General features: G+C 71.8%; 14 protein-coding genes. 7 read left to right on the top strand and 7 right to left on the bottom strand.

The annotated features are described in order from the left end of the window. The first annotated feature begins 40 nt into the window (after positions 1-40). From ACFW5B_RS09165 to ACFW5B_RS09155, 3 genes are all read left to right on the top strand, one after another. Positions 41-1,234, top strand: a complete 1,194-nt coding sequence (locus ACFW5B_RS09165) for a serine hydrolase domain-containing protein (protein WP_386435591.1) — start codon at positions 41-43, stop codon at positions 1,232-1,234. Positions 1,235-1,515: 281 nt separating this feature from the next. Further along, positions 1,516-1,767, top strand: a complete 252-nt coding sequence (locus ACFW5B_RS09160; RefSeq protein ID WP_386435768.1) for a hypothetical protein — start codon at positions 1,516-1,518, stop codon at positions 1,765-1,767. Positions 1,768-2,273: 506 nt separating this feature from the next. After that, positions 2,274-3,278 (top strand): PP2C family protein-serine/threonine phosphatase, encoded by a 1,005-nt coding sequence (locus ACFW5B_RS09155; protein ID WP_386435765.1) that lies wholly within the window; start codon positions 2,274-2,276, stop codon positions 3,276-3,278. Between the two features lie 56 nt (positions 3,279-3,334). On the opposite strand, the gene ACFW5B_RS09150 is transcribed toward ACFW5B_RS09155, so the two are convergent. Together ACFW5B_RS09150 and ACFW5B_RS09145 are read right to left on the bottom strand one after the other, a co-directional pair. Next, positions 3,335-4,228: an alpha/beta fold hydrolase gene (locus ACFW5B_RS09150; protein WP_386435588.1), complete on the bottom strand. Its 894-nt coding sequence runs from the start codon at positions 4,226-4,228 to the stop codon at positions 3,335-3,337. Between the two features lie 192 nt (positions 4,229-4,420). Continuing rightward, positions 4,421-6,097, bottom strand: coding sequence for a CocE/NonD family hydrolase (locus ACFW5B_RS09145; RefSeq protein WP_386435585.1), 1,677 nt, complete (start codon positions 6,095-6,097; stop codon positions 4,421-4,423). Positions 6,098-6,314: 217 nt separating this feature from the next. On the opposite strand from ACFW5B_RS09145, the gene ACFW5B_RS09140 reads away from it, so the two are divergent. Then, positions 6,315-7,514, top strand: coding sequence for a hypothetical protein (locus ACFW5B_RS09140; RefSeq protein ID WP_386435582.1), 1,200 nt, complete (start codon positions 6,315-6,317; stop codon positions 7,512-7,514). A gap of 68 nt (positions 7,515-7,582) precedes the next feature. On the opposite strand, the gene ACFW5B_RS09135 is transcribed toward ACFW5B_RS09140, so the two are convergent. Then, positions 7,583-8,701 carry a YihY/virulence factor BrkB family protein gene (locus ACFW5B_RS09135; protein ID WP_386435579.1) on the bottom strand — a complete coding sequence of 373 codons (1,119 nt, stop codon included), beginning with the start codon at positions 8,699-8,701 and terminating at the stop codon, positions 7,583-7,585. An 18-nt stretch (positions 8,702-8,719) separates the two neighbouring features. Here ACFW5B_RS09135 and ACFW5B_RS09130 point away from each other — a divergent pair, with 18 nt between their 5' ends. Next, the gene (locus ACFW5B_RS09130; protein WP_386435576.1) at positions 8,720-10,363 is read left to right on the top strand and encodes an acyl-CoA dehydrogenase family protein; all 1,644 of its coding nucleotides are present in this window, start codon (positions 8,720-8,722) and stop codon (positions 10,361-10,363) included. 67 nt (positions 10,364-10,430) lie between these two features. Here ACFW5B_RS09130 and ACFW5B_RS09125 read toward each other — a convergent pair whose 3' ends face one another. Then, positions 10,431-10,850 carry a hypothetical protein gene (locus ACFW5B_RS09125; protein WP_386435573.1) on the bottom strand — a complete coding sequence of 140 codons (420 nt, stop codon included), beginning with the start codon at positions 10,848-10,850 and terminating at the stop codon, positions 10,431-10,433. Between the two features lie 291 nt (positions 10,851-11,141). Here ACFW5B_RS09125 and ACFW5B_RS09120 point away from each other — a divergent pair, with 291 nt between their 5' ends. Beyond that, on the top strand, positions 11,142-12,434 hold the full coding sequence (locus ACFW5B_RS09120; protein WP_386435570.1) for a GAF domain-containing protein: 1,293 nt from the start codon (positions 11,142-11,144) through the stop codon (positions 12,432-12,434). Positions 12,435-12,700: 266 nt separating this feature from the next. Here ACFW5B_RS09120 and ACFW5B_RS09115 read toward each other — a convergent pair whose 3' ends face one another. The 3 genes from ACFW5B_RS09115 to ACFW5B_RS09105 all read right to left on the bottom strand — a co-directional run bounded on the left by ACFW5B_RS09115 (position 12,701) and on the right by ACFW5B_RS09105 (position 15,374). After that, positions 12,701-13,489: a phosphotransferase gene (locus ACFW5B_RS09115; protein ID WP_386435567.1), complete on the bottom strand. Its 789-nt coding sequence runs from the start codon at positions 13,487-13,489 to the stop codon at positions 12,701-12,703. Continuing rightward, the gene (locus ACFW5B_RS09110) at positions 13,486-14,397 is read right to left on the bottom strand and encodes a radical SAM protein (RefSeq protein ID WP_386435564.1); all 912 of its coding nucleotides are present in this window, start codon (positions 14,395-14,397) and stop codon (positions 13,486-13,488) included. The genes ACFW5B_RS09115 and ACFW5B_RS09110 overlap by 4 nt, the downstream gene beginning before the upstream one ends. 782 nt (positions 14,398-15,179) lie before the next feature. Continuing rightward, positions 15,180-15,374 carry a hypothetical protein gene (locus ACFW5B_RS09105; RefSeq protein ID WP_386435562.1) on the bottom strand — a complete coding sequence of 65 codons (195 nt, stop codon included), beginning with the start codon at positions 15,372-15,374 and terminating at the stop codon, positions 15,180-15,182. 153 nt (positions 15,375-15,527) lie between these two features. Between ACFW5B_RS09105 and ACFW5B_RS09100 the strand changes: the two genes are divergently transcribed. Then, positions 15,528-16,634, top strand: coding sequence for a helix-turn-helix domain-containing protein (locus ACFW5B_RS09100; protein ID WP_386435559.1), 1,107 nt, complete (start codon positions 15,528-15,530; stop codon positions 16,632-16,634). The last annotated feature ends 61 nt before the right edge of the window (positions 16,635-16,695 follow it).

Here is a 16,695-nt window from a genome sequence, read left to right as displayed (position 1 = left end):
AACGGGATGACCGCACCGGGACGACGCGAGGAGAGCCACCGTGGAGCCAGCCACCGTCAACGGCCACTGCGCACCGGGTTTCACCGGCGTACGGGACGCGTTCGAGCGGAATTTCCGTGAGCACGGCGACGTGGGCGCGGCGGTCGCGGTGACGGTGGACGGCGAGGCGGTGGTGGACCTGTGGGGCGGTCACGCGGACGCGGCCAGGACCCGCCCCTGGGAGCGCGACACACTGGTCAATGTCTACTCGACGTCCAAGGGAATGACGGCGCTGTGCGCCCATCTCCTCGCGGACCGGGGCGAGTTGGACCTCGATGCGCCGGTGGCCCGTTACTGGCCCGAGTTCGGGCAGGCCGGCAAGGAGGACATACCCGTGCGCTGGCTGCTCAGCCACCGGGCCGGTCTGATCGCGCCCCGTGAGCCGCTGCCCGCGGAGCACGCCTACGACTGGGACCGGGTGTGCGCCGTCCTGGCGGCCACCCCGCCGTGGTGGGAGCCGGGCACCGCACAGGGCTATCACGCGGTGACCTTCGGCTACCTCGTGGGCGAGGTCGTACGGCGGATCACGGGGCAGTCCCTCGGCGCGTTCCTGCGGAGCGAGATCACCGGGCCGCTCGGCGCCCGGGTGTTCATCGGCACCCCGGCCGAGGAGCACGCCCGCTGTGCCGACATGGTCGGGCAGCTGGACGAGGCGCGGCTCGCCGAGCAGTTCCCCGGTGCGCCCAAGCCGCCCTACCGGTCGCTCGCCGACCATCCGCTGACCGTCGTGATGCTCGCGCTGACGTACATCCCGACCGGCGATGTCAACAGTGCCGCCTACCGGTCGGCCGAGATCCCGGCGGGCAATGCGCATGCCGGTGCCCGCGGCCTGGCGACGGTGTACGGCGCGCTGGCGGGCGGCACGCTCGTGGGGCCCGGCACCCTGGAGGCGATGCGCCGGTCGCAGAGCCTGCCGGGCGAGCGCGATCTGACGATCGATGCGCTCGCCCCGGCCGGGTACGAGCACCGCTGGGGCCTGGGCTACATGCTCAACCAGCAGGGCCAGGCGGGCCCCAACCCCCGGGCGTTCGGGCACGGCGGCGCGGGCGGCTCCTTCGCCTTCGCCGATCCGGAGAACCGGCTGTCGTACGCGTACACCATGAACAAGTACGGCGGCGGCACGACAGGCCAGGACCCGCGGAACGCCGGGCTGGTCAGGGCGGTGTACCGGGCGCTGGAGCAGCAACGGAGCTGATGCCGGGCCGCACGGGGGGGCGGCAGGCATGCGCACCCGTACGCAGCGGGCAGTGCGCCGTGTGCGACGCTCCCCAAGGCGCCATGGTCCGCCGCCAGTCCCCTCTGGTCCCCTGCCGGCCCCCTGCCTCGGCATCGTGCCTGGTGGCGGACGCTGCGGCGACCGCCCCGCGGTTCGGAAATCCGGGCCCGCCATCGTCGTTGCCGAGCGCAATAATGGGAGATGCGGCATGCATCCGGCCTGGCGCGAGCGCCGTGGCCCGGGGAAAGGGCGTGGTGATCATGGAACGGGACACCGAGACGGTTCACGAGGCGTATGCGTTCGTCTGTCTGCACTGCGGGCACGGCTGGGAAGAGGAGTACGAGATCCGGCACACCACGGATCTGGCCGGCCACCGGCGGGCGGACTACTTCGCCCGGGGCGTCCGTGTCGCCTCCCCGCTGACCCGTGCCGACTGCCCCTCCTGCAACCGCGGCCCGATCCGGATCCTGCGCCCCGGCCGGGTGAACTCGACCCGCCCCTACCTCGCCTGATCCCCGCTCCCGGGGAAAATGCTGACCTGCTGTCACCATCCTTTGCGCAGGCGGCAGTTGGGAAATGGTGCCGAGGTGGCCTCGGTGGTCGGTCAGGCCTGTCACAGGGTGGCGGGCCGCAGGTCGCGGGTGCACGGAAGGCGGAGCGCGTCGGCGATCTGCGATGCGGTGAAGCCGGCGAATCCGGCCTCGCCGGGGGCCGTGCGCGGATGTCCGGCCACGGCCGGCGCGGCAGCGCGCTCCGGTCGCCACCCGTCCGCCACCCGTCCGCGACCCCGCCGCGCGGGCCACTGCGATTCGGTAACAGCGCGCATTCGAGGTATTTCGGTACGGCATATGTTGCATATGCTCAGGTCGGTGGCCGGGGAGCCGCTTTCGGACATCCGATGGCCGACGGCCCTCTTGCCCGATCCCTTCACCTGACACCGTCGGAGAGCATCTTGGCCCTGGAGAACGAGGAGCGACGCACCGGCTCCCGTGTGCTGGCCGTGCTCCCGTACGCGGTCATGGCCGTGGTCACCGCGGTCGATCTCACCGCGGGTCCGGGTGTCGGGCTTCTGCCCCTGGTGTCGCTGGGACCGGCGTTCGCGGGGCTGGTCGGCGGCTGGCGGCGGACGGCCGTGGTCGGGCTGACGGCGTTCGTGCTCTGCCTCGGCCTGGGGGTCTACAACGGTCTGTTCGAGACCCGGCGCGGTCTGACCGCGCTGCTGACGGTGGCCGGGGTGACCGCGGCCGGGGTGGTCGCCGCGGTGATGCGACAGCGTCGTGAGGCGGAGCTGGCCAGCGTCCGGTCGATCGCGGAGGTCGCTCAGCGGGTGCTGCTGCGCCCCGTGCCGCGCGGTGCGGGCCCGCTGCGGATCGCGGTCTCGTACACCTCGGCGGTGGCGGAGGCCCGGATAGGCGGTGATCTGTACGAGGTGGTGACCTCGCCCGCCGGGGTGCGGATCATCGTCGGCGATGTGCAGGGCAAGGGCCTGGAGGCGGTGGAGAGCGCGGCGGTGGTGCTGGGGGCGTTCCGGGAGGCGGCGCACGACGAACCGGATCTGCCGGCCGTCGGCGCGCGGGTCGAGCGGGCGCTGAACCGCCATCTGTCCGGCGAACGGTTCGTCACGGCGGTGCTCGCCGAGATCGGTGACGGGCCGCATGCCACGCTGCTGAACTTCGGCCATCCGGCGCCACTGGTCATCCGCCCCGACGGCGAGGTCGGCTTCGCCGCGCCGCCCGACCGCGCGCTGCCGCTCGGCCTCACTCTGCACGGCGCCACGGCCCCGGCCCCCTACGACGTGCCGTTCACCCCCGGCGACCAGCTGCTCTTCTACACCGACGGGGTCACCGAGGCCCGGGACGCGGCGGACCGCTTCTACCCCCTCGACGAACGTGCCGCACTGCTCAAGGACCCCGACCCGGAGGCCGCGCTGCGCTCGGTGCGCGAGGACCTGGTCGAGCATGTCGAGGGGCCGATGCACGACGACGCGGCGATGCTGCTGGTCCGCTACCGGCAGGGGCACTGACCGCCGGCCGCGTTTCTGCGGCGGAGCTGCTCGGTTCTCCCTGGACCCGGGGAGGCTCAGTTCTCTACGGGACCGCCCGCACCTCCCTTCTCAGCGGGCCCGGCGGCGAGATGGCCGAGGAGGGCGGCCAGCACCGGGGCCGGGCGTTCCACGTTGAGGAGGTGGGCGGCGCCGGGCAGTTCGAGCAGTCTCGCGCCCGCGATGCCGTCGGCGAGTTCACGGGCGTGGGCGGGCGGAGTGGCCGGGTCGTCGAGGCCGGCGACGACGAGTGTGGGGGCGGTGATCCTGGCCAGGCCGGCCCGTAGGTCGTAGGCGGCGAGGGCGTCGCAGCAGGCCGCGTAGCCGGCCGGTGTCACCGACCGGCGCACCGCGTCGACCAGGGCCGTGGCCTGCGGGGAGCCGGCGAAGGCCGGAGTGAACCAGCGGCTCGGGGCGGACTCGGCGATGGCGCCGAGGCCCGTTTCCCGCACCAGCGCGGCCCGTTCCCGCCAGCCCGCGGGCTCACCGAAGCGTGCGGAGGAGGAGATCAGGGCGAGCGAGGTGATCCGCTCGGGGTGGTGCGCGGCGAGCCAGGCCCCGACGGCGCCGCCGAGCGAGATCCCGGCGCAGGCGAACCGGTCGATGCCGAGGGAATCGGCGAGCTGGAGAAGCAGTCGGGCCAGGCCGGGGACGGTGGCGGTGGGATCGGTCCCGGCACCCAGCACGTCGACGGGCGTGCCGCCGTGGCCGGGGAGGTCCCAGCGGATGACGCGGTGGTGCCGCGCCAGGGAGGAGAGTTGGGGGTCCCAGACGGCGAGCGAGGCGCCGAGCGAGGGCCCGAGGAGGAGCGGCGGGGCACCTTCCGGGCCGGCCACGGATTCCGGGCCGTCCGCGGATTCCGGGCCACCCACGGTTTCCGGGCCGTCCACGGTGTGGTGCAGGAGCGGGGTGGCGGTGGACGGCTGGGGCATGCGGACTCCTGTGGCGCTCGGGGCGTTCCAGTGTGCGGCCCACGGGGGTGCCGGCGGGGGCCGGGGGTGACGTTCGTCCGCAACGCTCCGGGCTGCCGCGTCCGCACGGCGGGCGGACGCGGCGGGCCGGCCGTGGTGCCCGATCCCAGCCAGTCGTGGCCGCGATGAAGCAGCACCCCCTGTGGACTTCCCCTACGAGCTGCCCTGAGGAAGCGCCAGCGCCGACCCTGCGTGCAGGGTGAGCTGTACCGGTACGAGGCGGGTGGCCTCGACCGACGATTCCCCGGTGCCGGGACTGCGGGCGTAGCGCGGATGGGCTCCGCCGCTGATCTGGAGGCGCACCCGGTGACCGGCGGCGAAGCGGTGGGCGGTGGAACTCATCGGCACGGTGACCTCCGAGGGGGTCTGCCCGGTCGTCCGAATCCGCACCAGACCGTCGCAGACATTGGTGGACCGGCCCCGCTCGTCCACGTCGCAGAGGCGGGTGAAGACCTCGGCGTGGCCGGTGTCCGTGGCGATCCGCAGCCGCGCGACGACCGGTCCGAGGACATCGACGTGCTCGGTCAACGGCGGCCCGGTGAAGGTCAGCACGTCCTCCCGCGCCTCCAGGGAGGTGTTGTCACTGACACCGGCGCCGCGGGAAACCGACGGCCCGCCCACGGACGGGGTGGGATCGGCCGGGTCGTAGCGGAAGGTCGCCAACGGGCCTTCCTCCACCGGGGTTTGCGGGCTCAGCGTCCCGTTCGCCGCGGGGAACCAGGTGGTGGTGGCGGGGGCGGGCGGCCAGTCGTCGAGGTCCCGCCAGGCGTTCTCGCCGCCGACATGGACCCGTACGGGGGCGGGGCGCAGCCCGGCGGGGTCGCCGCACAGGTGCGCGCGCAGCCAGGCGAGGCTCTCGGCGAAGACCTCGGGCCAGCCCTGTTGCATCGCGGAGGTGTGTGTCCAGGGGCCGACGAGCAGGGTGGACTCACATCCGGCCCGCCGCAGCCGGGCGAACTGCTGGAAGGTCTGGCCGGCCAGCCCGTCGTTCCACCCGGTGATCAGAGCGGTGGGCACGTCGAGCCGCTCCGCCGCCCCGGCCACGGACGCACCGTGCCAGTACGGGTCGTCGGCGTCCGGGTGGGTCATCGCCCCGTCCAGCCACGGCAGTTCTCCGAGGGCGGGCACATACGCCCCGCGCAGTGGCAGCGCGCCGGTGATCTTGCGCATGCGGCGCTGGAGGCGCAGCGCCGCCCGCGCGAGGGGCAGCATCCCCCGGTGCTGGTAGGTCATACCGACGCCGACGGCGAGGGCGTTCTCCAGGAGGAACCCGCCGCCCGCGTGGAAGAGGGCGTGCGGATCGTGCAGACCGATCTGCACCACCATCGCCTTCAGCTCCGGCGGCGGGTCGAGGGCGAGCGCCCACTGCACATAGCCCAGATAGCTGGGGCCGATCGTGCCCAGTGTTCCGTTGAACCAGGGCTGCTTCCGCAGCCAGGCCACGGTGGCCTGACCGTCGGCGGCCTCATTGCGCCACAGGTCGAACCGGCCGCCCGAGCCTCCGGTGCCGCGACAGCTCTGCAGGACCACGTGGAAGCCCTGTTCGGCGAAGAGCACGCCGAAGAGGGGTGACCAGGGCAGGCCCCTGCCGTAGGGCGAGCGCACGAGAAGGGTGGGGAAGTCGCCCTCCGTACGGGGGAAGTAGTGGTCCGTACGCAGCGGGCTGCCGTCCGCGCCCGGCACGTCGAGCCCCGGCTCCCAGCCGGCATCGTGCTGTCTGGCCGGGAGCCCGCGCCAGCTCGCCCGCATCATCCGCGAGGACAGGGGCGGTTTCCCTGACGGCGGGGCCCAGTTGGACCTCGGTACGACGTCGTGCGTGTGCGGCGTCATGGTTCCCCTCCATTAATTCTCGTACGTTGCACGAGAATACGTGACGGGTGCCCGGCTTCCGCAACTCCCGCCACCGGCAAGGGGCATGGCAGGGGCTGCGGATGACGGCACCCGAGCCCCGACCCCCTCCGCCACAACGGCCGGAAACCGTCGCATTACCTCACCTTTCCCTGGGGAGTTAAGGGCGGATCTCAACACAGTGCAATCAGGGGGTTACGTGGGGTTGGGAAAGCAGTTCGAGGCGGCGTCGAAGCGTTGGGAGGAGATACACCGTCAGCTGACGGACGGAACGGTCGGGCTGGCGGCGCTGCACGGCGATCTCGTGCAGAGCCGCCAGAAAATCCTGGAGGCGGTGCAAGGGGGTGTCACCGGGTTACGCGAGGAGAACCGGGAACTGCGCCGCCGCCAGGAGAAAATGCTCGCCGGCCTGGGCGAGATGAGAGACGAGCTCCGCACGGTGCGGCTGGAGATCGCGCAGGCCCTGCGCCCGTCGCCGCAGACGCCGCAGACGCCGCAGACGCCGCAGACGCCGCAGACCGAAGCGGATGCGCCCGACAAGCCTCCGACCGGTTCTGGAGCACCGGCCGCGGCGCCCGAGTCACCAGGCGATTCCGCCGACGACATCGCGACCGGTGCGGCGGCGGATTGCACCGGCGTCACCGAGAGCAGCAGTGAGGGCGTCGTCCCCCCGTCAGCGTCGGCGGGCAGTGACGACCACGAGGAGGGGCACATGGACCAGGCCGATAGCGAACCCGCGCAGGGGCCCGCGCAGGATTCTCAGCCAGCCGGTGAGGACGAGCTGAAGGGGCGGATCGAGGCGGCTTACCAGGGGGCCGCTCCGCCGGTTCGACAGCCGAGCCCGGCGCCGGACTCCGCGGCCGGCCCGGCCACGTCGCCCGCCGCACCGTCCGCCGCATCGCCCTCCGCACCGCCCGCCGCGCCCGACGACGGAGCGCAGGCACGGGCGGCGGAGGTCGCGCATGGTGTGCTGCTCATGAAGGCCGCGGGTGTCGCCTCCGCCGAGTTGGTGCTGCACCGGGACACCTGGGAATTCCTGACGTCCCTGGCGGTCGGCCAGCCGCACTTCCGGACCCCGCCCACCGTGGAGGACGCGCAGGAGGGACGGGTTCAGACGGCGCTCTCGGGGCGCTCGCTCATCGCGGTGCTGATCTCGCTCTGGGAGACACGCGCCAACGCATCGGTCCTCCAGGCCGACTGGGCCCTGGCGACGACGGCCTACCACCGGATCGCGGGCCGGCTGGGCACCGTCACCGGCTCGGGGCGCACCATCCGCATCGTCCTCGACGACGGCATCGGGCACGCACCGCCCGCCCCGGACGGAGCGGCCGGTCCGACCGGACAGGACGGGAAGAGCGGAGGGGACGGCAAGAGCGGACGCGACGGGCAGAGCGGATAGGGAGAAGAGGGCGAACAGAGTCGACAGGGCAGGCCGGGCGGCCACAACACGCCCGGCCGCCCGTCGGCTCAGTCCCCGCGGGTCCCCTCACCGCCCCGGCCCTCACCCCGGCCGGGCCCACCGCCGTCACCGCCCCGTTCACCGCCGTCCCCCTCACCATCGCCATCACCGTCACCCCCCTCACCGCCCTCACCGTCGCCATGCCCGGCCCCCGCTGCCGCCCCGCCCTTGGCTGCCATCCGGCGGGCGATCTCCTCGCGGGCCGCGGCCGTGGCGACCGAGGGCCAGACCCGGTCGAGTGAGGCGTTCATCGCGGCGCCGACCAGGACCGCGAAGGCGGATACGCCGATCCACAGGAGGACGGCCACCGGGGCGGCCAGGGAGCCGTAGATGGTGGGGCCCTCGACCGTCGAGGTGAGGTAGAGACGCAGCAGGAAGCTGCCGAGCAGCCACATGCCGAGGGCGGCCACCGCACCGGGAATGTCCTCCGGCCAGGGCGAACGGACCGGTACGGAGGCGTGGTAGAGGGTGGTCAGGAAGGCGACCGACAGGAGCAGGACGACCGGCCAGTACAGCGCGCGGATGATGTGCTCGCTGGCCGGCAGCCAGCTCACGACGGTGTCGGGGCCGGCGACCATCAGCGGCAGCGCGACGGCGCCGACCAGCAGCGCGGCGAGGTACAGCACGAAGGCCAGCAGCCGGGTCTTGACGATGCCGCGCCGCCCGTCGAGCCCGTACATGATGGTGATGGTGTCGACGAAGACGTTCATCGCCCGGGAGCCGGACCACAGGGCGATGGCGAAGCCGAAGGAGATGACGTCCGGGCGGCGGCCGGTGAAGACGTCGTTGAGCAGGGGGCGGGCGATCTCGTTCACGCCCTTTTCGGACAGCACGGTGCCGGCGCCGTCGAGGATGCGCTGCCGGACGTGGTCGATGGCGTCGTGGCCGATCCAGGCGTCCGTGTAGCCGAGCACGCCCAGGAGTCCCAGGATCAGCGGCGGCAGCGACAGCAGACTCCAGAACGCGGCCTCGGCGGCCAGACCGGTGACCCGGTACTTCATGCAGGAACTGACGGTGTCCTTGAGGAGGAGCCAGGCGAGCCGACGCTTGGAAACGTTGCGGTAGAGGGCTCGGGCCTTGGTCAGACGGCCCGCGGCCCGCTCGGTTGGTTCGTTCTCCGGCTGCACCTCCTTACCGTATCCGGCATGGCAGCCACCACTCACACGGTCACGAACCAGCCCCCGCCGCTGGTCGGCTACGACGTCTTCGCGAACGACCCGGCCCTCACCGAGGGCATCACCCGCTACATCGCCGCCGAGCGGCTCGACGAGGTACGCGAGGACCTGGGCACCCTGGGCAAGGCGGCCGGCTCCGCGCACGCCCGGCACTGGGCCGAACAGGCCGATACCCATCCCCCGGTGCTGCGCACCCATGACCGCTTCGGCCACCGCATCGACGAGGTCGAGTTCCACCCGGCCTGGCACCGGCTGCTCGGCCACGCCGTCACGGCCGGCCTGACCGACGCCTGGTCCCGGCCGGACGGCCATGTCCGCCGCACCGCCGGTTTCCTCGTATGGACCCAGGCCGAGGCGGGGCACGGCTGCCCGGTGTCGATGACCCATGCGGCGGTGCCCGCGCTGCGCGCCGAGCCGGAGCTGGCGGCCGAGTGGGAGCCGCTGCTGACCTCCCGGGTGTACGAGCAGGAGCTGCGGCCGGTCGCCGAGAAGGGCGGCGCGCTGGTCGGGATGGCCATGACGGAGAAGCAGGGCGGCAGCGACGTACGGGCCAACACCACCCGCGCCGAGCCGCTGGCCGCGCCCGGTGAGTATGTGCTGACCGGGCACAAGTGGTTCTGCTCCGCGCCGATGTCGGACGCCTTCCTGGTGCTGGCGCAGGCGCCCGGGGGGCTGACCTGTTTCCTGCTGCCGCGGGTGCTGCCGGACGGCAGCCGTAACGCCTTCCGCATCCAGCGGCTCAAGGACAAGCTCGGCAACCGCTCGAACGCCTCGGCCGAGGTCGAGTTCGACGGGCGGACCTGGGCGCGCCGGGTCGGTGAGGAGGGGCGCGGGGTGGCCACCATCATCGAGATGGTCGCGGCGACCCGGCTGGACTGTGTCAGTGCGTCCGCGGCGGTGATGCGGCAGGCGGTGGCGCAGGCGGTGCACCACAGCGCCCACCGGGAGGCGTTCGGCGGCCTGCTGATCGACAAGCCGCTGATGCGCAATGTGCTGGCCGACCTGGCGCTGGAGTCGGAGGCGGCGACCACGCTCGCGCTGCGGCTGGCGGCGGCGTACGACGGCGGCACCGAGCGGGACCGGCACTTCCTGCGGCTGGCGGTCCCGGCGGCGAAGTACTGGGTGACCAAGCGGTGCACGCCGATGGTGGCCGAGGCGCTGGAGTGCCTGGGCGGCAACGGCTACGTCGAGGAGTCGGGGCTGCCGCGGCTGCTGCGCGAGGCACCGCTCAACTCGGTCTGGGAGGGCGCCGGCAATGTGCAGGCACTGGACGTCCTGCGGGCGCTGCAGCGCGAGCCGCAGGCGCTGAACGCGTTCCTGACCGAGGTCGGGGAGGCACGGGGCGCGGACCACCGGCTGGACCGGGCGATCAGGGGGATGCTCACCGAACTCGCCGACCTGGAGGGCATCGAGGCACGGGCCAGGCGGCTGGTGGAGCGGATGGCGCTGGTGCTGCAGGGTTCGCTGCTGGTGCGGCACGCACCGCCCGAGGTCGCGGACGCGTTCTGCGCCTCCCGGCTCGGCGGCGACGCGGGCGCGGCGTTCGGCACACTGCCGCACACCCTGGATCTGGCGGCGGTGGTGGAGCGGGCACGGCCGATCGTCGGGCGCTGAGCCGCGCGGCCGCGCCGTACGCAGGTCAGGGAGCGGTGCCGCGCCGACCCGGCACCGCTCCCCGGTCTCAGGGGGTGCCGGGGCGCTCCGGCGGTTCCGTGGTGCGTCCGCGCAGCGCCGCGTCGATGGCCACGACGATGTCGCCGTCCGGTGCGTCCGGCGGGAAGGCGAGCAGCACACCGCGGGCCTCGTAGTAGCGCAGCACCCGGCAGGCGTCATCCGCGCCGCTCCACTCCGGGCCGTGCAGCAGGACGACAAGGTCGGCGAAGGCCAGCGCGGGCAGCAGACCGCCGGTGCCGGCCACCCGGTCGAGGAGCTGCGGGGCACCGTCGACGACATAGCCGTCGGCGGGCAGCGGCTGACGCCTGATCAGCAGGTCGACGGCGGGTATCCGGGGAATCCCGTAGTGGTCCGCCAGCCGGGCCGCACGCACGATGCGTACGCCCTCGTCCGATCCGATCACCACGACGCGCGGGGCAGCGGCCATCCTGGTGGGTCCCCTCCCCGCACTGCCGGCATCACACACGGCGGCCGATGGCATCCCAGGCCACTACCGGGGGTTCCCCGACGGGTGACCGGCGAACCCGCGGTGGCGGGGCACCATCGGCCGCTGCGCCCAGATTCCCGGGAACGCGTCATGGGCCACAACGGTTGCATTCCGTTGCAGTGCGCCGGTACGGACCTGGACAATGGCCCTTCCAGGACTGCCTGGTGACGGCAACTGCCTGGTGACGGCACGAGGGGCGCGGCCCCGGGACAGTGCACAACGGAGAGCAGCGTGAGCGACAGACCGATCGACGGTGCCATCGGTTCGGCCCAGGACATCCGCGTGACCGCACACCGCCTCGCCACGATCCGGGAGGCGGTGCTCACGGGCGGCGGGACACCGTCCGACGCCCCGTCCGACGCGCCCCGCCCGCTCATCGGCGAATCCTGGCGCCGGGTGCAGGTCTCGGGCGTGGACCCGGACCGCGACCAGCCGCAAACCCCGCTGCCGGTCGCGGAGTTGGAGCACCGTCGGCAACTGTCCCGGCTGTCCCCGGTGCTGCCGGTGCTCAACGAGGGGCTGCTGGCGGCGGCCGACGCGGCGCAGCAGATCATGGTCGTCACCGATGCCGAGGGCCGGGTGCTGTGGCGGGAGGGCAGCGCGCCGGTCCGCCGGATGGCCGACCGGCTGGGCTTCGACAAGGGCGCCGACTGGACGGAGGGCGTCGTCGGCACCAACGCCATCGGGACCGCGCTGGTGGCCCGCCGGCCGGTGCTGGTGCACTCCGCGGAGCACTTCGTCCGCACCCACCACGCATGGACCTGTGCCGCGGCGCCGCTCCACGACCCGCGCGACGGGCGGCTGTTGGGCACGGTGGACGTCAGCGGCCCGGCGCCCGGCTTCCACCCCACGACGCTCTCGCTGGTGTCCGCGGTCGCCCGGCTCGCCGAGGGCGAGCTGCGCACCCGCCATCAGCTCACCCTGGAGCGGCTGCGGTCGACCGCGGCGCCGGTGCTGGCGCGGATCGGCGGCCGGGCGCTGGCCGTCGACCCGCACGGCTGGGTCGTGGGGGTGACGGGCCTGACCCCGCCGGACCGGGTGGCGCTGCCCAAGTCGCCCGAGGCCGGGCCGCTCTGGCTGCCGCGCTACGGCATCTGCACGCTGGAGCCGCTGCCCGGCGGCTGGCTGATCCGGCTCGGGCGGCGGGAGCCGGACACCGGGCCGAGCCGGGTGGTGCTGGACGTCAGCGGCCGGGACGGTTCGACGGTCACCGTCAGCGGACCGGCCGGCAGCTGGTCGCACGAGCTGAGCCCGCGCCACGCCGAGCTGCTGTTCGTGCTGGCCGCGCATCCGCAGGGGCGCAGCGCCGCCGAACTCGCCCGGGACCTGTTCGGCGACGACAGCCGTACGGTCACGGTGCGCGCTGAGCTGTCCCGGCTGCGGCGCCACCTCCCGAGTGTGCTGGCGCACCGGCCGTACCGCTTCACGGACGGGGTGGAGGTGGAACTCCGGCTGCCACCGCAGCCCGTCCATCTGCTGCCACAGTCGATGGCACCCGCGGTGGCGGCGGCGCGGCGGGGGTGAGGGAGCGGGCAGGGCGGGGGTGGCCGGTGGGGTGACGGGGCGGCCGGCGCGATCCGGAGGAGCAGCCGGGCGGGGCCGAGGGACCGCCGGGCGGCCGCGCGGGCCGGGTGGTGATGCAGGCCGATGCCGGGGGTCAAGCGTGTCGGCTCCGAGGAACACCCGTCGGTCACCGGCTGGTCCAAAGGACGCGCCCCCACCCTGGAAGCAGGATGGGGGCGCATCTTTGCGTTCCTGCTGGCTCCGTCCAGCAGGACAGCATCCGTGACCTATCGCGCGCGGTGGTCCACCCACGCTTGTGCTGCGTCCGCCATCGCACCGAGCCAGGACGCGTCCGGGTTGCGATCGGCGAAGGCACGGTTCATGCGTGCGGTGGCTGCGGCGAACGCGTCGATTGCCCGCGTGTCCGCATCGGTCCACCCCTTGCAGCTACCCGCCCAGTGCTCGGCCGACTCGGGCGTGTGTCCGGCAGCGATGAGCTGCACGATCAGGCACGATGGGTCGATAAAGGCGGCCCCGTGAGTTGGCCATGACCAGTCGACCGCCCACGCCCGCCCGTACCCCATCATCAGGTTGTCCGGGTTGATGTCGGTGAACAACAGCGTCTTACCCCGGAACAGTTGGGTGTCAGTCTCGTCTGCGAAACGGTCCCAACGCGTCTCCTGCCATTCGTCGGCCTCGCCGGGGAGTGGCAGTTCCCCGATTTGTTCGACGATGCCGACGACATCGGGAAGATCGCGGGATTCGGGCGTGAAGTCCGACGCTCTCCCCTCAATAACCTCGAAGCCGAGAGCGATCCACTCGTCATCCGCGGCGTGCCACTGCAAAGCCGGTGAGACGGGTCGAACGTACGGATTCACCAGCCGTTCCCGAATGATGGAAGCGCGCCGGCCTCCTGGACTGTTCCGGCAGGCTTTGACGAAGACAGGGCCTTCGTCGCAGGTGACCAGAGCCGTGACGTCAGAACCGTTCCCTCGCGCGGTCGGCTGAACCTCGTGCTGTTCACCGGTGTACGGCCGAACCAGCGTCCACAGGGCATCGTTGTCGATGGGGCTCAACTCCTCGGGCTACACGAACTGCTGGGATACCCCGGAGAGCACTCACCGTCGCCCACGGGGCCACAGCTGCCGCTGCTGTCGCCGCTATTGTCGTCGTCTTCATCCCCGCCCCGACCGACCGCGCGCCGGATGGACTTCGTGGCCTCGCTCATGGCGGTGCCGTTGAGGATAGAGCCCAGGGGGGCGCCCTGGACGTTGCCGACACCCATCCAGGTGGAGAAGACGCACGGCGCCACCTCGCCCGTGGGGCTGATGACGGCCCGGCCGGTCCCGCACCGACCGCAGAGGCTGGTGGCCTCCGGGGCCTGGCCCCCGGCTCCGCGCCCAAAAGGGCGGACGTGGTCGACAGAGATGCGGCTGACTCCCATCGCCATAAGGTCCTCGCGGGCCTCGTCGACCCGCTGCCCATGGCCGCCGTCGATGATGCCGACCCGCAGCGGAATGCCCAGCACCGCGGCCCGCTCGATGTTGCCGCGGGTGCGGGCGTGAGAGGGCCGTCCGGTCACCGCGTTGTGCTGCTCGGCCTGGTCCGAGTAGTACGAGGTGGCCAGACTCACACCGTCGCGCTGGAAGACCTCCCAGCACTCGTTGGAGACGTGCACCAAGTTGCTGTACACCTCGACGTGGAGACCGACGTTCAGCGTATGGTCCACCAGCTCCGCGAAGTGCGGGTGCATGGTGGGCTCGCCACCGATGAACTGAATCCGCTCGACGCCGCACGCGGCGGCCTGGTCCAGGACGTTGAGCCAGTTCTCGCGGCTCATGCTTCCGTGCGTCCCGTCGGGCCCCGACGCGTTGTAGCACTGCTTGCACGCCAGCTGACACTTCCGTGTCAGGTCCAGCCACAGCAGCTTCGTCGCGGTCTGCTGCTCGGTCGGTAATGCTGACTCACTGGAGATCGTTGACACTGTCGTGACTCCTTCTCGTGTGATCGAGCACGTGCTTCCCATCACCCGCCTCAGGATGTGTCACCGCTGAGCGGGAGCCTGTACGGACCTCCGGTAACCCTCCACTCGGGTCTCGCACTTCGTTCTTGTGCGGGTCGCCTGGACGCGGCGGGGTGTGCGCCCAGGCGACCACTTCCACACCCCGGCGGGTGGCGTTGCCGGTGGTGCGGGGCTCCCCGGACCGGACCACTGCACGGGGATGTCGTGTGGCCGGGCCGGGGCGTCTATTTCCTCTTGTGCCGACGCTTCCACCAGAGCGTCCTGCCCTCCGTCTCCACGTGCGCGTAGTGGAGCCCCTTGTGCCGGTGTCTCAGCTCGCAACGCGCCCACCTCTGGTCGGGCTCGCAGACCTCAACTTGGTGGTAGGCGAACATCTGCACCTCGGCCCGGCTGGGCCGCAGCGATTTCCTGACCGGGCAACGCCTTTGACGAGGGCCAGGAAACATATGGTCAGGCAAGGGCCACATAGGCGGATTCCTCGAATACGGGGCGTCCCTTCCCCGCGCAGATGGCGCACGAATCCGGGCACGCCGGCACTTGCTCAGTGGCTGGGATGTGGATGATTCCGTCACGGGTGGCGACGAGCGGTGGACGCTCACGTTCTCCGTGCGTGTGGGCATCGACATGGCCCCAACGCAACACGTCCGTGCAGGCCGCGGCCAACTCGTTATCGCACGCGCCCCATGCGCGACTCCAGCCCCGGTTCAGGGCGACGCACAGGTCGCAGCGGACGAGAAGCCGAGTCATGTGGACTTGGCGCAGACGCCGGCCGCGGCCTTCTCGTCCCCGGTCGCCAGCCGGAGCGCTCGTCTCTGGGCCGACCACTCCGTGCCACCGCCGACCGGACGAAGCTGCACCTCACCCCAGCGTTCGTCCATCACCACGCCGACCTTGGCGCGGGCCTCGTCCCACACGTAGGCCCCCACTCGGTACGTCACGTCAACATCTCCCCTACGGGCCTCATTGCCTCATCGGTGGAGTAACCATCCCGCGACGCTGCGTGTCCAGCCAGTGGCATTCTTAGGGGCAAGTGCACAGAGGCGGCGCCCAAGTTGCTCCAGCAGGGGCAGCTATAGGGGCAAGATGGGCTGATGGCTATCGGGGACTTGATCAGAGGATTGCGCGAGGCGCGAGGATGGAGTCAGGGCAGGCTGGCAACCGCACTCAACGATCGGCATGGCACTTCGCTGACCCGGGAGTACATCAGCCGCTGGGAATGTTCCAAGGTGGTGCCGGGTGACTTCTATCTGGCTTGCCTGTCCTCTGTACTGGACGTACCTCTAGCCGTCCTTGAGGGTGAAGTGAACCGACGCAACTTCCTCTTCCATGCCGCGGCCACCGCCATAGCCCCAGTGGTGGCATCCGACCTACTCACCAGTGGCTTCGCCGCTCGCCTCCAAGGCGGTCCGAGCGCCGACGACTGGGAAGGCAAACTCTCCACCTACGGCACCGAGTACATGTCCTTGGGCGCCGGCGACATCCAACGCCGCGTTTCCGGTGAACTCGTCGTAGTGCAACAGCAATTGGACGATCCCCGTTTGTGGTCGGTGGCCGGCCGGTTGATGACCTTGTACGCCAAGACGTTCCCGGGCAGCGACGGCAGCAAGGCCGTGTCGTGGTACCGGATGGCGGCCCAGGCGGCAGACGAATCCGACGACGAGCAAACGCGGGTGTGGGTACGCGGCCGGGCAGCCATCGCACTCGGCTACGAGGGCGCCTCACTGGGCGTTGCTGACATGCTCGCCGACCAAGCGATCGCCATCAGCGGCAAGCGGCCGTCCCTCGGACTTCTCAACGCCGTCATGGGCAAGGCGCACGCTGCCGCGATCCGGGGAGATCACGCCCAGGCGCGGAATCTGCTGGCCGATGGGCGGCGAGCCTTCGACTCCGCCGCTTCCTACGAGCAGACCTCTGACTACGCCGTGCCGTACTGGCGCATGAACGTTTTCACGTCCCTTTTGGCTGCCCGACTCGGTGACGAGAAGACTGCCGTTGACGCCCAGGACGCTGCGCGGCGGGAGCTACCAGCAGAGCTGCCTCGGTTTGCCACTCACCTTGAGATGCACCGCGGGCTCATGCTCGCCCGCTCGGGCGACAAGGCCGGCGGTGTTGCCTACGCTCGTGCCGCGATGGAGGCTCTGCCCCCCGAGAAGCACAGCCTGACGCTTCGCATGCTCATGGAAGAGATTGAGGCGTAGAGGGTCATCGGCGCCGGGCGAGCCATACGACGGGCGGAAAAACCGGATGCGGTGCCGTACG

Origin of the sequence: Streptomyces sp. NPDC058773 (genome assembly GCF_042746015.1) — a bacterium.
Classification (GTDB): Bacteria; Actinomycetota; Actinomycetes; order Streptomycetales; family Streptomycetaceae; genus Streptomyces.
Note: the sequence above shows the minus strand (reverse complement) of the source record. Positions and strands in the feature narration are given on the sequence as shown.

What these genes read in the sequence shown, in the direction of transcription:
- ACFW5B_RS09160 (WP_386435768.1), top strand. Translation starts at nt 1,516, where the DNA reads ATGGAACGGGACACCGAGACGGTTCACGAGGCGTATGCGTTCGTCTGT.
- ACFW5B_RS09155 (WP_386435765.1), top strand. Translation starts at nt 2,274, where the DNA reads ATGGCCGTGGTCACCGCGGTCGATCTCACCGCGGGTCCGGGTGTCGGG.
- ACFW5B_RS09150 (WP_386435588.1), bottom strand. Translation starts at nt 4,228, where the DNA reads ATGCCCCAGCCGTCCACCGCCACCCCGCTCCTGCACCACACCGTGGAC.
- ACFW5B_RS09145 (WP_386435585.1), bottom strand. Translation starts at nt 6,097, where the DNA reads ATGACGCCGCACACGCACGACGTCGTACCGAGGTCCAACTGGGCCCCG.
- ACFW5B_RS09130 (WP_386435576.1), top strand. Translation starts at nt 8,720, where the DNA reads ATGGCAGCCACCACTCACACGGTCACGAACCAGCCCCCGCCGCTGGTC.
- ACFW5B_RS09125 (WP_386435573.1), bottom strand. Translation starts at nt 10,850, where the DNA reads ATGGCCGCTGCCCCGCGCGTCGTGGTGATCGGATCGGACGAGGGCGTA.
- ACFW5B_RS09100 (WP_386435559.1), top strand. Translation starts at nt 15,528, where the DNA reads ATGGCTATCGGGGACTTGATCAGAGGATTGCGCGAGGCGCGAGGATGG.